21 protein-coding genes and 1 tRNA gene are annotated in these 14,221 nt (G+C 67.7%); 19 read left to right on the top strand and 3 right to left on the bottom strand.

Annotation, left to right across the window (positions count from 1 at the left end; all coding sequences use genetic code 11):
* Nucleotides 1-11: 11 nt before the first annotated feature.
* The 3 genes from NWFMUON74_RS25795 to NWFMUON74_RS25785 all read left to right on the top strand — a co-directional run bounded on the left by NWFMUON74_RS25795 (nucleotide 12) and on the right by NWFMUON74_RS25785 (nucleotide 2,208).
* Nucleotides 12-1,775, top strand: coding sequence for an SDR family oxidoreductase (locus tag NWFMUON74_RS25795; protein WP_232110601.1), 1,764 nt, complete (start codon nucleotides 12-14; stop codon nucleotides 1,773-1,775).
* Between the two features lie 61 nt (nucleotides 1,776-1,836).
* Nucleotides 1,837-2,019, top strand: coding sequence for a hypothetical protein (locus NWFMUON74_RS25790; protein WP_187684366.1), 183 nt, complete (start codon nucleotides 1,837-1,839; stop codon nucleotides 2,017-2,019).
* Nucleotides 2,020-2,070: 51 nt separating this feature from the next.
* Nucleotides 2,071-2,208 carry a hypothetical protein gene (locus NWFMUON74_RS25785; protein WP_187684365.1) on the top strand — a complete coding sequence of 46 codons (138 nt, stop codon included), beginning with the start codon at nucleotides 2,071-2,073 and terminating at the stop codon, nucleotides 2,206-2,208.
* 57 nt (nucleotides 2,209-2,265) lie between these two features.
* On the opposite strand, the gene NWFMUON74_RS25780 is transcribed toward NWFMUON74_RS25785, so the two are convergent.
* Nucleotides 2,266-3,279 carry a TerC/Alx family metal homeostasis membrane protein gene (locus NWFMUON74_RS25780; RefSeq protein WP_187684364.1) on the bottom strand — a complete coding sequence of 338 codons (1,014 nt, stop codon included), beginning with the start codon at nucleotides 3,277-3,279 and terminating at the stop codon, nucleotides 2,266-2,268.
* Nucleotides 3,280-3,516: 237 nt separating this feature from the next.
* On the opposite strand from NWFMUON74_RS25780, the gene NWFMUON74_RS25775 reads away from it, so the two are divergent.
* Nucleotides 3,517-4,533: a zinc-binding dehydrogenase gene (locus NWFMUON74_RS25775; RefSeq protein ID WP_232110600.1), complete on the top strand. Its 1,017-nt coding sequence runs from the start codon at nucleotides 3,517-3,519 to the stop codon at nucleotides 4,531-4,533.
* Between the two features lie 64 nt (nucleotides 4,534-4,597).
* Here NWFMUON74_RS25775 and NWFMUON74_RS25770 read toward each other — a convergent pair whose 3' ends face one another.
* On the bottom strand, nucleotides 4,598-5,029 hold the full coding sequence (locus NWFMUON74_RS25770; protein ID WP_187684363.1) for a nitroreductase family deazaflavin-dependent oxidoreductase: 432 nt from the start codon (nucleotides 5,027-5,029) through the stop codon (nucleotides 4,598-4,600).
* A gap of 104 nt (nucleotides 5,030-5,133) precedes the next feature.
* Between NWFMUON74_RS25770 and NWFMUON74_RS25765 the strand changes: the two genes are divergently transcribed.
* The 3 genes from NWFMUON74_RS25765 to NWFMUON74_RS25755 all read left to right on the top strand — a co-directional run bounded on the left by NWFMUON74_RS25765 (nucleotide 5,134) and on the right by NWFMUON74_RS25755 (nucleotide 7,155).
* Nucleotides 5,134-5,207, top strand: a tRNA-Ile gene (locus tag NWFMUON74_RS25765).
* Between the two features lie 99 nt (nucleotides 5,208-5,306).
* A complete protein-coding gene (locus tag NWFMUON74_RS25760) occupies nucleotides 5,307-6,239 on the top strand; it encodes a tyrosine-type recombinase/integrase (protein WP_187684362.1) in 933 nt (310 codons plus the stop codon).
* An 82-nt stretch (nucleotides 6,240-6,321) separates the two neighbouring features.
* The gene (locus NWFMUON74_RS25755; RefSeq protein ID WP_187684361.1) at nucleotides 6,322-7,155 is read left to right on the top strand and encodes a hypothetical protein; all 834 of its coding nucleotides are present in this window, start codon (nucleotides 6,322-6,324) and stop codon (nucleotides 7,153-7,155) included.
* Between the two features lie 15 nt (nucleotides 7,156-7,170).
* Here the strand turns inward: NWFMUON74_RS25755 and NWFMUON74_RS25750 are convergent, their stop codons facing one another.
* On the bottom strand, nucleotides 7,171-7,863 hold the full coding sequence (locus NWFMUON74_RS25750; protein ID WP_187684360.1) for a GntR family transcriptional regulator: 693 nt from the start codon (nucleotides 7,861-7,863) through the stop codon (nucleotides 7,171-7,173).
* Between the two features lie 327 nt (nucleotides 7,864-8,190).
* Here NWFMUON74_RS25750 and NWFMUON74_RS25745 point away from each other — a divergent pair, with 327 nt between their 5' ends.
* The 12 genes from NWFMUON74_RS25745 (at nucleotide 8,191) to NWFMUON74_RS25690 (ending at nucleotide 14,220) form a co-directional block, all read left to right on the top strand.
* Nucleotides 8,191-8,478: a helix-turn-helix domain-containing protein gene (locus NWFMUON74_RS25745; RefSeq protein WP_187684359.1), complete on the top strand. Its 288-nt coding sequence runs from the start codon at nucleotides 8,191-8,193 to the stop codon at nucleotides 8,476-8,478.
* Between the two features lie 101 nt (nucleotides 8,479-8,579).
* Complete coding sequence (locus tag NWFMUON74_RS36335; protein WP_232110599.1) at nucleotides 8,580-8,747, top strand: hypothetical protein; 168 nt, start codon at nucleotides 8,580-8,582, stop codon at nucleotides 8,745-8,747.
* On the top strand, nucleotides 8,740-9,045 hold the full coding sequence (locus NWFMUON74_RS25735; RefSeq protein WP_187684357.1) for a hypothetical protein: 306 nt from the start codon (nucleotides 8,740-8,742) through the stop codon (nucleotides 9,043-9,045). The genes NWFMUON74_RS36335 and NWFMUON74_RS25735 overlap by 8 nt, the downstream gene beginning before the upstream one ends.
* Nucleotides 9,042-9,197, top strand: coding sequence for a hypothetical protein (locus NWFMUON74_RS25730; RefSeq protein ID WP_187684356.1), 156 nt, complete (start codon nucleotides 9,042-9,044; stop codon nucleotides 9,195-9,197). The genes NWFMUON74_RS25735 and NWFMUON74_RS25730 overlap by 4 nt, the downstream gene beginning before the upstream one ends.
* A 5-nt stretch (nucleotides 9,198-9,202) precedes the next feature.
* Nucleotides 9,203-9,655: a hypothetical protein gene (locus NWFMUON74_RS25725; RefSeq protein WP_187684355.1), complete on the top strand. Its 453-nt coding sequence runs from the start codon at nucleotides 9,203-9,205 to the stop codon at nucleotides 9,653-9,655.
* Nucleotides 9,652-10,086 (top strand): hypothetical protein, encoded by a 435-nt coding sequence (locus NWFMUON74_RS25720; protein ID WP_187684354.1) that lies wholly within the window; start codon nucleotides 9,652-9,654, stop codon nucleotides 10,084-10,086. Before NWFMUON74_RS25725 ends, NWFMUON74_RS25720 begins: the two co-directional genes overlap by 4 nt.
* Nucleotides 10,083-10,424, top strand: a complete 342-nt coding sequence (locus NWFMUON74_RS25715) for a hypothetical protein (protein ID WP_187684353.1) — start codon at nucleotides 10,083-10,085, stop codon at nucleotides 10,422-10,424. The genes NWFMUON74_RS25720 and NWFMUON74_RS25715 overlap by 4 nt, the downstream gene beginning before the upstream one ends.
* On the top strand, nucleotides 10,421-10,702 hold the full coding sequence (locus NWFMUON74_RS25710; RefSeq protein WP_187684352.1) for a hypothetical protein: 282 nt from the start codon (nucleotides 10,421-10,423) through the stop codon (nucleotides 10,700-10,702). Before NWFMUON74_RS25715 ends, NWFMUON74_RS25710 begins: the two co-directional genes overlap by 4 nt.
* Entirely contained in the window at nucleotides 10,699-11,079 is a 381-nt protein-coding gene (locus tag NWFMUON74_RS25705; RefSeq protein ID WP_232110598.1) for a hypothetical protein, read from the top strand. The genes NWFMUON74_RS25710 and NWFMUON74_RS25705 overlap by 4 nt, the downstream gene beginning before the upstream one ends.
* Nucleotides 11,076-11,414 (top strand): nucleotide exchange factor GrpE, encoded by a 339-nt coding sequence (locus NWFMUON74_RS25700; protein WP_187684350.1) that lies wholly within the window; start codon nucleotides 11,076-11,078, stop codon nucleotides 11,412-11,414. Before NWFMUON74_RS25705 ends, NWFMUON74_RS25700 begins: the two co-directional genes overlap by 4 nt.
* Nucleotides 11,411-12,184, top strand: coding sequence for a hypothetical protein (locus NWFMUON74_RS25695; RefSeq protein WP_187684349.1), 774 nt, complete (start codon nucleotides 11,411-11,413; stop codon nucleotides 12,182-12,184). Before NWFMUON74_RS25700 ends, NWFMUON74_RS25695 begins: the two co-directional genes overlap by 4 nt.
* On the top strand, nucleotides 12,181-14,220 hold the full coding sequence (locus NWFMUON74_RS25690; RefSeq protein ID WP_187684348.1) for a type IV secretory system conjugative DNA transfer family protein: 2,040 nt from the start codon (nucleotides 12,181-12,183) through the stop codon (nucleotides 14,218-14,220). Before NWFMUON74_RS25695 ends, NWFMUON74_RS25690 begins: the two co-directional genes overlap by 4 nt.
* Nucleotide 14,221 lies beyond the last annotated feature (1 nt).

Raw genomic sequence — 14,221 nt, 5'->3', positions numbered from 1 at the left:
AGGAGAACATCGTGACCGACCAGATTCCCGTTCCGGATGTGGAGCGGACCGTCCGCAGCGGCGAATTCGACCTAGCCGTCTACGAATACGGTGACCCGGACGCCGAAACCATCGTGCTGGTGCACGGCTGGCCCGACGACCATCACCTCTGGGACCGGGTAATCCCGTTGCTCGCCGACAGGTTCCATGTGGTCGCCTACGACACCCGCGGGCACGGCCGGTCCACCCGCACCACCCGCACCGCGGACTACCGGCTGGATCGGTTCGCCGCCGACTTCTTCGCCGTCGCGGACGCGGTCAGTCCCGGCAGGCCCGTCCACGTGCTCGCGCACGACTGGGGTTCGGTCGAGATGTGGGAGGCGGTGTGCGAACCGAACGCCGCCGACCGGATCGCCTCGTTCACCTCGGTCTCCGGACCCAACCTGGACCACCTGGGAAAGTGGATGCGCGACAAGCTGTCTCGCGGTGCGGTGTGGGGGCCGTTCACCCAGCTGCTGTCCTCGGCCTACACCTTCCTGTTCATGACGCCGGGCGTCCCGCGGGTGGTGCTGCGGCCGTTGTCGGCGGAGAAGGTGTGGCAGCGCTTCGTCGGGCTGATGAACGAGACCGAGCCGCGGAACGTGAAACTGGGCCCGGCGTTCCGTTCCGACTTCTTCGACGGGATGCGGATCTACCGCGCCAATATCGTGCAGCGCCTGCTGAATCCGCGCGAACGCCGCACCGAGGTTCCGGTGCAACTCGTCATCGCGCGCCGGGACGTGGCGGTACGACCGGCCGGATACGCCGACACCCAGCAGTGGGCGCCGCGGTTGTGGCGCCGCGAGGTGGGCAGCGGCCACTGGCTGCCGTTCTCACACCCCGAACTGCTGGCCACGGCGACCACCGAACTCGTGGAGTCGGTCGGCGGCGGCACGGCCACGCGGGCGCTGCGACGGGCCGAGGTGGGCCGGGAGCGCCGGCCGTTCGAGGATCAGCTCGTCGTGATCACCGGGGGCGGCAGCGGGATCGGCCGGGAGACGGCGCTGGAGTTCGCGCGCCGCGGCGCCGAGATCGTGCTGTCCGACATCGACGCGGACGCGGCCAAGGAAACCGCCGAACTCATCACCGCCGCAGGGGGTCTCGCGCATCCCTACGCGCTCGACGTCTCCGACGGGGCCGCCGTGGCCGAGCACGCCGCCGCCGTACAGTCCGCGCACGGTGTGCCCGACATCCTGATCAACAACGCGGGCATCGGGCAGGCCGGCGACTTCTTCGCCACCAGCGCGAGCGAATTCGACCGGGTGCTGCGGGTGAACCTGGGCGGCGTGATCAACGGCTGCCGCACCTTCGGTGCCGCCATGGCCGAGCGTGGGCTCGGCGGGCACATCGTGAACCTGTCCAGCATGGCCGCCTACATGCCGCAGCGCGGGTTCAGCGCGTACTCGACCAGCAAGTCGGCGGTATTCATGTTCTCCGACTGCCTGCGTGCCGAGCTGGCGGGGAAGGGCATCGAGGTACACACCGTCTGCCCCGGCATCGTCCACACGAATATCGTTGCCACGACCAGATTCTCGGGTGTCTCGGGTGAGGAGCAGGCCCGCAGGCAGGTCAAATACGACAACCTCTACCGGATGCGCGGCTACGGCCCGGAGAAGGTGGCGGCGCAGATCGTCCGGGCCGTCGAGCGGGGGCGCGCGGTGGTGCCGGTGACTCCGGAAGCGCACCTGCAGTACCACTTCAACCGCTTCGCCCCGGCGTTGGCCCGCTTCGTCGCAGCCCGGGTGAAGCTGACGTAAGCCCGTCGGTCTCCAACCGAACGTTAAGCAGCCCATAGGTCGACGTTCCTAGGTTGCGGCTATGGAAACCGTCACCCTCGTCGCCGCCGTAGTCCTGGTCTGCGGGTGCATCGCCCTGATCGTCAGGGCGGTGGTCGATGCCCAGGCGCCGAACGATCGGGGCCACACCGGGTCCGGGGACGAGGAGGGCCCGGGCTACGACGGTGACGACGTGTTGTGCTCGCAGTCCTGCGGTATCGGCTAGGGCAACCGGATCTTTGGCCGATCATTGGCGTGGATTCATAGCCTGGCGGTCATGAACGTCATGCTCGTCGCGGCCGGGCTGTATCTGCTCTGGCTCGTGCTCATCGTCGTCAAGCACACCGTCGCCGGTCCCCGCCGCGGCCGCTGGAACTCCGGGGACTCCGGCGACAGTGACAGCGGGACCGACTGAAGCCCGGGCGTACAAGGAATCCGTCAGCCGATCTTCACGCGGGCAGGCAAGTCGGCCTTACGACGCCGCGGTGGTTGCCGCGTCCTTGTCGCCGCGTGTCGCCCGCAGGCTCGTGAGCGTCACCACCGCGAGCACCACCACGATCACACCCAGCGACGCCACCGTCGGGATCTCGGGTAGCCAGTCCCAGATGCCGTGCGCCCAGTGCAGCACCAGCTTCACCCCGATGAACGCCAGGATGATGGCCAGGCCGTACGCCAGGTGCACCAGCCGCGACAGCGCCGCCTGCAGTACGAAGTACAGGGCGCGCAAACCGAGCAGCGCGAACGCGTTGGTCGCGAACACCAGGTAGGGATCGCCGGTGACGCCGTACACCGCGGGCACCGAATCGACCGCGAACACCAGGTCGGTGGCCATTACCGCCGTCACCACCAGGGCCAGCGGGGTCAGGGCGCGCTTGCCCGCCTCGCGCACCGTCATCCGGGTGCCGCGGTAGTCGTCGGTGACCGGCATCAGTTTGCGCAGCAGCTGCACCGACCGCATGCGCGAGATGTCGACCTCCTGCTCGTGCCCGCTCGCCGCGTCCATGAGCAGCTTCGCCGCTGTCACCAGCAGGATGGCGCCGAACAGCAGGAACGCCCAGTCCAGCGACGCGAGCGCGGCAGCGCCCAGTGCGATGAAGATGCCGCGCAACACCAGCGCACCGACGATGCCGAACAACAACACCCGCTGCGCCAGCGCCGCGGGAACCGCGAAGGCGGCCAGCAACAGCATGAAGACGAACAGGTTGTCGACCGACAGCGACTTCTCCAGCAGATAGCCGGTGAAGAATTCGGTGGAGACGGTGCCGTCGTAGCCGGCCCAGAGGACGAATCCGAAGATCACCGGCAGCGCGATGTAGAAGACCGACCAGCCGACCGCCTCGCGCATCGACACCTCGTGGGGTTTGCGGGTGACGACGAAATCGAGCGCCAGCAGGACCAGCACACCGGCGACGGTCGCGGCCCACAGCCACGGCGTGCCGATGGTGTGCAATCCCTCGGCTGCGAGAACGGTATCGGTGGGGCTCATAAGTCTCCTCGGGCATGGCAAAGCACCCGAGGTCTCCTTCACCCTCACTCGGGTGGCCACCCGGGGATTCCGATGGCGGAATCCGTACTGACCGGCATGGCGCTTGGGAAGTACTCCCCTCGGCGACCAGAGTAACCGAGTTTCCGCTCGATCTCCAACCGAGCGACCGTGTGGCGAAATTCCGGCATTCGACCCCTTGACCTGAACCTTGCTTCAGGTAACAGGCTGGATTCCGCAATGCCGATTCGAAGGGACGTGGCGAGGATGCGAGTGGTCGAGGCGAAGACTTTCGGCGGACCGGATGTGCTGGTGCCGGGTACGGCGCCGACTCCGGTGGCCGGAACGGGCGAGGTGGTGATCGACGTCGCGGCGGCGGATGTGATGTTCCTCGACGCGCGCCTGCGCAGCGGGTGGGGCACCGACTTCTTTCCCGTGCGCCCGCCGTACGTGCCGGGCGGCGCGGTCGCCGGAGTGGTGTCGGCGGTAGGGGAGGGCGTCGATCCGCAGTGGCTGGGCAAACGGGTAGCGAGCGCGACGGCCGCCAGCGGTATCGGAGGCGGGCTGCCCATCGGCGGGTACGCCGAGCAGGCGCTCGCCAAGGCGCGGACCCTCACCGAACTGCCCGGCGACTTCGTGCCCGCCGCGGCCCTGGTCCACGACGGCACGACGGCACTGGCGGTGGCCGAGCAGGCGGCGCTGCGTGCCGGTGAGTCGGTGCTGATCACGGCGGCCGGTGGCGGTCTCGGCATCCTGCTCACCCAGTTGGCGCGGGCAGCCGCGGCGACCGTGATCGCCGCGGCGCACGGACAGCGGAAGCTCGATCTGGCGCGGCGGCTCGGCGCGACGGAGGTGATCGACTACGAGGAACCCGGCTGGGCGGACAGCGTGCTGGAGGTGACCGGGGGCGCGGGCGTGGCCGTGGTGCTCGACGGCGCGGGCGGGCCGATCGGCCGCGACGCGCTCGGCGTTGTCGCACCGGGCGGCCGCTTCTTCGGATATGGCAACGCGGCAGGGGGATTCGCCGAACTCGACACCGAACACGCTGCAGCGCAGGGCATCAGCGTGTCGAGCCTGATGGATATCACTGCCGCGGGCAGCGATTTCCACGCGCTGGGCGCACGGGCGTTCGCACTGGCGGCCGAGGGACACCTGGAAGTTGTTGTCGGCCAGACCTTCCCGCTGGAACGAGCCGCCGAGGCGCACGCCGCCATCGAGGCTCGTCAGGCGGTGGGACGCACGATCCTGACCGTCTAGGGGCCGCCGTGGGCGCTCCGAGCCCGGCCGGCATGATCGGCCGCTCGGTCGTCGGCTCGTCGCGTCAGGTCCGCGGGCTCAGCACGACGAGCGCGATCGGCCGTTCGGTCATCGTCTGGTATTGCGTGTACCGGCCCTTGTTCACCTTGTCGGCCAGCTGCCACCGCCGGGCGTAGTCCGGGTCGTCCGGATAGGTGGCGCGGGCGGTGACGGGTATCCGCCGCCGCCCGACCTGGATCTCGCAGTCGGGCCGCGCCTTCACATTCGCCAGCCACCCCGGCGGCCGCGGCGACCCGCCATTGGACGCCGTGACCACATAATCCGTCCCGTCCTGCGCATAGGTCAGCGCACTGGTCCGCGCCTGCCCCGTCTTCCGCCCCACCGTCCGCAGCAACAACGTCGGATTCCCGAACAGCAGCCGGTGCCCCACCACCCCACCCGACTTCTCGTACACCCACTGATGCCCCCGCAGAACCCGCACGAACAATCCCGCCACAACCAACCTCCATCCGTCCGCCCCCCCTATCCGGCGATCCGACTAGGTCCCGCTCCACCGAACCCGGTACCATTCGCAACGCCCGCATCTCATGCGGCAGCCGGGGGACGGTAGCTCAGTCGGTTAGAGCCGCGGACTCATAATCCGTTGGTCGTGGGTTCGAGCCCCACCCGTCCCACTCAACCGATTTCACCAGCGGAAACGCTGAATCGTTCAGCCGAGTTGATCCAGAACAGCGCTTGTCCAGCTTTAGACTTTGCGGGTAGCGTTGGGCGGTATGACCTCGGATTTGGACGACATCCGGGAGCTGGCGGATGACTTCGCGACAGAGCTGCGGCGCAAGAACCGTAGCCCGCGCACCATCGACGGCTACCTCCAGCACATCACGTATTTCGCCGCCTGGCTGATCGCGAACGAGCTTCCCACGGTCGCACCGGCGATCACACGAGACCACCTCGGCAGGTACATGGAGACCCTGCTCACCCGGACGAATCTGCGGACCGGTGAACCGTTGTCACCGGAGTACGCCCGCGGCCAGTTTCGAAGCCTTCAGCAGTTCTTCAAGTACCTGAAGGCGGAAGAAATCATCGTCGACAACCCGTTCGACCGGATGACGCTGCCGGACGCGCCGGAGCAACAGGTTCCGGTGCCACCTCTCGATGACCTGAAAAAACTACTCGCCGAGTGCGGGGGCACCAGTTTCGAAGACCGCCGCGATACCGGAATCATCCGCCTGTTCCTCGACACCGGTTGTCGCCGTGGCGAACTCGCGGCCTTGTCCGTCGACGACCTCGACTTCGCGGAGAACACTGCGACCGTATTGGGCAAAGGCCGCCGACCGCGGACTGTCCCGTTCGGGGACAAGACGCGCACGGCGCTACGCCGGTACTTGCGGATCCGAGCCCAGCACCCGAAGGCCGTCAACGAGGAACCCGCACTGTGGCTGGGGAAGTTCGGGCCGATGACCGATCACGGCATCGGACAGATGGTCGAGCGCCGGTGTCAGGCCGCCGGCATCGACCACATCCATCCACACCAGTTCCGGCACTTCTTCGCGCACAACTGGCTCGACAACGGCGGCCAGGAACAAGACCTCATGATGCTGGCGGGTTGGCGGTCACGGCAGATGCTGGCGAAGTACGGAAAGTCTGTCGCGGATGAACGCGCGAAGGCGGCGCACCGCCGAGCGCGGTTGGGTGACCAGCTGTAGGCTCGCCCGAACTTCACCGCCAGCCAGCATCTTTCGGCAAGTTGATCTCGAAACCCTGGTGTTTCAAGGCAGAATCAACAGCATGTCCGATTTGGTGCTGTCGACCGAACGTCGTGATCAACTGGCCGCTCTGCTCGGTGACCCGAATCGCCTCCAGGCCGAGTATCCGAAGGTGGCCGAGTACCTCGATACGGCACCCATGCTGCCCGGCACTGGTGACGATCGGGCTGACGCTGCATTCGACCTTCGGTTCGTGCACTACATGACCGGCGGCACCGCGGAGAGTCAGAATCCGTACTGGGACATCGTTGCGCCTTCGGTCAGCGAAGAGGAAGGGCGCCGCCTGGCGGATGGAGGACGCCGCCAAGGAAGTGCGCGGCTCGGGTTCGCACAGACGATCCTGCAGGCGGTCTACGCCTACGCGATCCCTTCGCCGGAGACGATCAACTGGATGAGGGAGTTTTGCGGCGACAGGGGAGTGGTCGAACTCGGTGCTGGCCGCGGCTATTGGGCGGCGCAACTGGCTGCCTCTGGTCTGGAAATCGACGCATACGACTCCGAACCGCCGGATGCGACGGACAACGTGTCGTTCCCGGGCGCGCCTGGACAGCGTGACACCTGGTACCGGGTTGGCGACCTCGAGGAGTTCACGGCGCGGTCATTCAGGCCCGATGACGTGTTGTTCCTGTGCTGGCCTCCGGGCTGGGGCAACACGATGGCCTCCACTGCACTCGCGGAGTTCGGCCGCGCTGGAGGGCAGCGGCTTGTGTATGTGGGCGAGCCGAAAGGCGGCAAGACCGGAGACGATGCCTTTTTCGATGGTCTGGCATCCGATTGGAAGCTGGAATGCGAAGACCCGCAATATGTTTCGTGGTGGAACCTTTCAGACGCGGCGCAAGGCTGGGTCCGTCGATGAGCCGCGCAGGTTCCGCTATTCGGTGGGGGACTGCTTCAGCGGCTGCGTGAGTTCCATCCGGAAGACGAACTTGTCGTAACGGTCCCGGGGGTAGGAGATGTCGGACAGCATCAGCACCTCTCCATCGGGACCGAGGTACCGCTGTTGGATCGTCTTGACGAGGTCGCCCGCAGGCGTGCCAAGCCATTTGGCATGCTGATCCCGCGGGATGCGATCCGCCACCGTTTCCTCAAGCACCTTGGCTGCCGAGATGTCCGGCGCCTCGGTTGGCTGGTAGGTGTCGGATATCGAGATCGGTCGGCCATCCTCTGTGGCGCGGGTGACCGTGTGCAGCACCTCGGCCCCAGTTGAGATCTCGAGCATGTCTGCGAGATCTTCTGACGCGGACAGCCGCTCGGTCTCTCGCACTACACGGACCTCTCCGCCAGCCTCGTGACCGAACGTGTCCTCAGGGTCTTCCATCTGCCGCTCAGGTGCCACGCGAACTAGATGCGGATGGTCGGTGACGAATGTACCGCGACGGGGGACGGTCCGAACCAGCCCTTGGCGCTCCAGCAGCTGGATCGCCTGGATGATGACGATCTTCGATACGCCATGCCGCTCGACCAGTTCGTTGAGGCTCCGCATCTGGGTGCCGGCGGGGAGTTGACCACTTCGGATTTGACGTGCGTACTCCGCGGCGATGGCAACGTATGCGGGTTCAGGCATGAACCGATCCTTCCGGGCGCGCTGGCGTCTTATTGAAAATCGTTCTTAGCATACACAACTGTATATGCACACGCGGCCTCTTTGTGCAGCTCAGGCGCGCCGTCCTTGTGTTAGCCACCGACTGCGCCGACCGGAGCGAATCTGTGTATATACAGTCTTGTGCATGCACAGCTGTGTATATACACTGGAGTTGTCGCCGTCGATCAGGCAGGTGACGCCAACGAAAAAGCTCCCCGGTGGTTGCCGCCGCCGGGGAGCTGATCACCGAAGCGGGTTGCCGCCCGCTCCAGCATTTCTGCACTTCAGATGGATAGGAGTCCCTGAAGCATGTCCAGTGTAAATCGCGTGCGTCCAACGGTGACGCCTGGCAGCCAGCGCAGGCACGTCAGTTGGGTCGAATCCAAAATCTCCGAAAAACCCTGTGTTCCAGGAGATTTGATCAAACTTCGCGAAGCGGCCCTTGTCGCTGATGGCGTACATCCGACAACGGTTCGCAGGTGGATCGCCCGCGGCATTCTCAAGGCGTACCGCCGCCTTCCGTCGGGTGCCCTCTACGTGAGCAAGGCAGATGTCACCGCCTTGGTGCAGCCGGTCGAGTCGGGCGGTGTCGCATGAGCACCCGTGACGATCGAGTGCTTCAAGCCCGGATCGCTGCGCATACGTCCTGGGCAAAGACCCCAGATCGCGCCGCGCGGACAGCGAAGGCCCGAGCCGCTATGGCAAGCAAGTTTGAGCACGAAGTCGACCCGCACGGTGCGCTCTCGCCCGAGGAACGGGCGCGGCGGGCCGAGCATGCCCGGAAGGCGCATTTCGCCCGGCTCGCACTGAAGTCTGCTCAGGCTCGTCGGCGGCGCAATCCGGGCAAGGGGCGGCGTGATGCGTGACTTCATGGGTGCTCACGTAGCGCAGGTGGACGAGCACGGGCACGCCGTTGACGTCGACGGAGTCAATGTCAGTACGTCCGTGTGGGGCTCGTTCCGTGTGCGCTACGCCGACCACATCGACAAGGTCTGTGTCGCGGTGGAGGAAGGCTATCCGGGCCGGGCGAGCACGACGATGCAGCTGACGCTGGAGCAGGCCACTCTGCTCCGGGACCTGCTGGATGCCGGCATTGCGGATGCGAACGACGCGACCGTGGTGGAGTCGACGGTTGCGTTGCCTGTCGGAGGTGATCCGGCATGAGGTTGCTTCCGGCTGAGTTCCTGGTCGTTCCGCTGCTGCTGGCGGTCGTGTTGTTCGTCTGGTCACCGGGCACGGTGCTGGCGGTGGTGTTCGTGGTCGCGTTGGTGGCGGCCTGGCGGCGCCGTCCGCGCCGATCGGGGGCGCGGCGATGAGCGGCATGGAGCGTTATCACTGGACGTTCGATCGGTCGACAGGTGAGCCGATCGGGATTCTGGACACCTACTACAGCCCGCAGGGCGCGCAGGGCGTGGTGCACGGCCCGGCGGTGCACCAGCAGTACTCGGCGGTGTACCAGCCGCCGCAGCCGGTGCAGGTGGCCCAGCCTGAGCCTCAGGTGTGGCGGCCGCGGCCGGTGACGGTGGCGAGCCGCCCGGAGGTGATCCGGGCGCAGCAGCAGCGGTGGAAGCTCTACGGCTACGGCGTCGCGGTGATTTTCGCGGCGGGCATCGTGGCGGGCTGCCTGTTCTTCGGCGACCGCGAGCCGCACGCGCCGGTGGTGTACGTGTGCCAGACCAGCTCGTCGTATCCGTTCGCTCCGGCGGAGGGTCCGGTACCGGCGCATTGCGCACCGGAGCCGACTCCGGCCGAGGGGCCGGAGGTGGCGCGGTGATCGGGCCGAAAGATGTTCGCACCCGCGATCTTCCGGATCCGGACGGCGCGAGGTTCGGTGTGCCGACCTTCTACTGGAACACCGCTCCGGCTGAGCTGGGCAAGACGCGGCGGCAGCTGGCGAAGCTGGATCCGCCGTTGCGACCCGGTGACGCGAAAGATATTGCGGGCCAGGTTGTCCGGCCGCGAGCCAATGGCCGGGAACCGTTGACGGCGTACCTGTACCGGGTCGAGGAAGCGGTGCCGAAGCAGCCGCCGCACCCGGGCCGTCTCGCCGGGCTGGAGAAGGGCCGCCGGACCCAGCGGCTGCGGGCGATGCAGCGGCGCGGGATCGACCCGGCCGACGTCGATCCCGCCGTGATCGGGGATCCGGGCGCGCAGTGGGAACAGCCGGAGCCGCCGGATATGGCGTGGCAGGGGTTCGACCGATGAGCCGCCGTGTATTGGCCGGAGTCGTTCACGAACTGGCGCATTCGAGGCGGCTGCGGTCGTGGTTGCTGGTGGCGGAGTTGACAGCGCGAGGTATTCCGCACGCTCGCAGCGGCGACGCCGTCGTGGTGTTCGCAGACGGGCTGTGGTTCGACGTCTACGCGTGGTTGCGGGTCGACGGCACCTTGACCTGGGTGGTCGACCGTCCACACGCAGATTTCGAGGACGAGTACCCGGGCTGGGCGATCGGCTGGGCCGAAGGTTTTCGGTTCGACGTCGGCCAGCTGCCCGTCATGTGGGACCTGGTCAACGGTCCGCTGTGGGACGAGGTCGACCGATGAGCCGCAACCACTCTCGCCGTGACGACGCGCCTCAGGAACGGCCGGCGGATCCGCAGCGGTCCGTGCTGGTGCCGATCACCGAGCTTCCGCATCTGGCCGAGGCCGCCAAGCGCAGCGGGCAGACCGATCGCCTGATCCGGGTGGAGCTGCCCGAGCCCGTGCAGATCAACACACCGAACCGTGCGCCGGGCCAGTGGCTGGCCTCCGGCAAGCACCTACCTGATCCCTGGTCACCCGAGCGTGAGCAGGCCGAACCGTGGAAGGGATTCGACCGATGAACAACCGTGTCCGTTTGACCCCGCTCGATAACAGCGTCCCGGATCGGGAGATCTACGTCGGCTGGGACCGCGGCTTGGGCACCTATTTCGCCCAGGTCTACGACGGCGTCGACGTCGACGGGGAAGACGTGCTGAGCCTGGATCTGGGCAACGAGCCCGGCGAGATCGACACCCCGGACGCCGCGATCGAGGCCATCCGCCCCTACGCGGAGATCCCCGAGGACCTGCCGACCGCCCTGTCCGGCCAGCGCGAAGCACCGGGAGCGCTGGAGCGGTCCCCGTACGCCGACTGGGCGAGTCAAGCAGTCAGCACGCCCGACAGCGATGGACTGCCGCGCGTCGACGCCGAACCCGAGTGGCAGGGGTTCGACCGATGAACCTCGATGTACGTCCAGCTGCTCCGGCGGCTGACCTGAGCACCGAGCGGGTCGCGCAGCTGACCGCGGAGGTGGAGCGGCTGCGCCGTCAGGTCGGCGAGCGGGATCGGCGGATCGCGGAGTTGACCAGCGAGTTGGGCGGGATGCAGCGGCGGGTCGATGACCTGCTGGACCGCGAAACCATGCACGTCTACGACCCGGACATGGAACGGCTGACCACCGCGGCCTCGCTCGAACGGCTCGGTGCCGCACGTGCCCGGCACGCCCCGGTAGCGCCATCGCTGGAGCTGGACAGCACGGCGGCGGGCCTGCGGTGGGAGGGATTCGACCGATGAGTGTACGGCTGGGACCACGGGATGCGTGGGCGCTGCTGTGGCTGTCGCAGATGGGCGCCGCGCCGATGGACGTGTTCGCCGCTCTGCTGGCCTGCTGGCCGCTGCGCAAGCCGCGGCCCGGCATGGCCGCCGAGACCGGCGGCAGCGAGATCAACGCATATCGGGTCACGCGACGGTTCCGCACTGCGGGAAAGATCGTCGTCGACGATTTCGACAACCTTCCCCGCCCGGTGCCTGGTCCGTCGTGGGTGGTGCCAACCGCTCCGGTGGCGTCACAACTGCTCGAATTCACGGTCAAGCCATGGGTTCCCGGCCCGATGATGGCGAACCATCTCGCGACGGTCGCGCGGGTACGGCTCGCGCTGGCCGAGGGCCGGATCGAGGACTCGTGGGTGTCGGAGCGAGTGTTGCGGCACCGCAACGGGTTCGCCACGCGGGCGGGGGAGCAGATGCCCCATGTTCATGACGGGCATTGGACCGATGACGACGGCGATCTGCACGCGATCGAAGTCGAGCTGACCCGCAAAGGGTCGGCGGACGCGCGGACGACCATGCAAGCCGCCTACGACGCGGCCAAGGACGCCGGGGCGGTGAGCCTGCGCTACTACGTCGACTCCCCGGAGGTTCGTTCCCGTCTCGCGGCCGCCGCGCGCGACCTCGACAAATCTCCCGGTGGCCCGCAGGTTGTCTCGCGGGATCTCACCACACTTCTCAACCCTTCGGCTGGTCACGGCCGGGGTCTGTCTGTTGTCGGAGGAACAGCATCATGACCAGTCCGATTGCGCGCCCGACCGATTGCGCGCCTGTTCTCGATTTCCGCCCCGAGTGCAGCCCGGCCACGTCGGCGCAGCCCGCCCCGGCGGACGCACCGCAGGAGGTCATCCGGATCACGCCGGAAGCCCCGCCGATCCCCGGCGCGGACTCCGGGCCGCTCAAGCACCTGGACGGGCTACACCTGCCCGATATCGACGCCTCCGATCTACTGCACGCCGCGGAGGTGACGGCCGCGTTCGGTGGCACGGTGACCGCAGTGACCGCGGCGGCGATGGTCGCGGGTTCGTCGTGGCTGTTCGCGTGGACGCCGGTGCGGCTGCGGAACTTCGCGTTCGGCGCGGGCTTGCTCCCGGCGTCGTCGCTGGCACTGGACGGCTGGCACGGTCCCAGCAACGCCGTGGCACACGGCGCGGCCGAGGTTGCCGCCGGGATGCCGATCACCGGGATCGCTTCGGCCAGCGTGGTATTGGTGCCCACGGGCTGGATGATGGCGGCGTTGATGTCGGCGCGGTTCGCCCACATCCTGGAGACCCGGGGCCGCAAGTCGATGGACCGCACCAAGCGGTCGGAGTGGGCGCGCCAGCAGCGGCAGCAGCGGTCAGCGGCGCGGCTGTCGCGCACGGAGCTGCCGTTGACCCGCGGCACGGTGAATCCACGGATCGTGATCGGCCGGGCGGCGCGGCGGGTGAGCGTGGCTCCGGCGAAGTCGGTCACGGGCCGGTTGTCCGGCCGCCACGACGACGTGTTCACGGTGGACTGGCTGGCGTTCGGTGAGCATTTCGCCTGCGTCGGCGGGCCGGGGTCGGGCAAGACGACCGCGATGGATCGCATGATCCTGTCGTGGTGGACTACCGGCTGGCGCCGTCACACCCAGTGGTGGCGCACGGACCGGCCCGGCCGTCCGCTGGCGATCGTGCTCGATCTCAAGGGCGCGCAGGACGCCCGCCGCAACGCCCGCAAGGTGGCCGCCGCGGCGATGCGGCTCGGCATTCCGCGGGAGCGGATCGGGATCTTCCCCGACGAGACCCACCTGTCGCTGTGGACCGGCACGGCCGAGGACATGCGGCCGCGGTTCGAGGCCCTGATCGGGGCCGGGGTCGACGCGAGCGGGATGGATCCGGCCGAGGCGTACTACATGCAGGCACGGAAAACGTTGCTGCACTTGGTGATCGACATGCCCGACCGGGCCAAGAAACTCGGGCCGGGGGAGAACCCGCCGCGTGACTCGGTGGAGTTCATGCGCCGCATGAACAAGAACGTCCTGGTGAAGGGCTGGGCCGGGCACGACGGCGAACAGGACGAGATCACCGCGATCACCTACGAGGGCAAGACCACCCCGATCCTGCTCAGTGAGCGGTCGGCGATGGCGAACCTGTTCCGCGAACTGGGGTCCGCGCTGGACGGCGAACGCGACCTCGCCGAGTTCGACCTGGTGTACTGCTGCCTGGAGGGCACCACCGCGCCGATTCTGGCGAAGGCCCAGTTCGCGGCGCTGATCTCGATGGTGTTCGCGCTCGCGGGCCGTGACCACGGCCGCGCGGTGCACCTGTTCTGCGACGAGTTCGCGCAGGTGTGCGGCGACGAAGGCGCGGCCCGCACGGTCGAGTTGCTGCGGTCGGCCGGGTGCGGTTCGGGCTGGTTCACCCAGTCGTGGATGGGCCTGGGTCCGAACGACGACGCCCGGCACCGGCTGCTCGATTCCTGCTCGGGCGGGGTGTTCGTGATGCGCTCCTACAGCGCCGGACAGCTCGCGGAGAAGATCGGCACCCGCCCGACATTCGCCAAGTCCCGCAAGCTGATCGGCGGCACCCGCGACGGCGACGAAGGCAACGTCCAGCCCGACGACTCCTTCATCGTCCCGCCGGCGGTTCTCGCATCGTTCGCCCCGGGCGACGTCGTGCACGTCATCGGCGGCAAGGCCACCTTCGGCCACGTCTCCGCACTCGATCCCGACCAGGTGCGCCCACTTCCCGGGCTCACCGAATCCACCACCCCGCAGGCCGACCAGGCCACCGTCACGGAAGGCGCATAAC

Origin of the sequence: Nocardia wallacei (genome assembly GCF_014466955.1) — a bacterium.
GTDB lineage: Bacteria > Actinomycetota > Actinomycetes > Mycobacteriales > Mycobacteriaceae > Nocardia > Nocardia wallacei.
The sequence above is the reverse complement of the archived record's forward strand: the minus strand, read 5'-3'. Positions and strand labels throughout refer to the sequence as shown.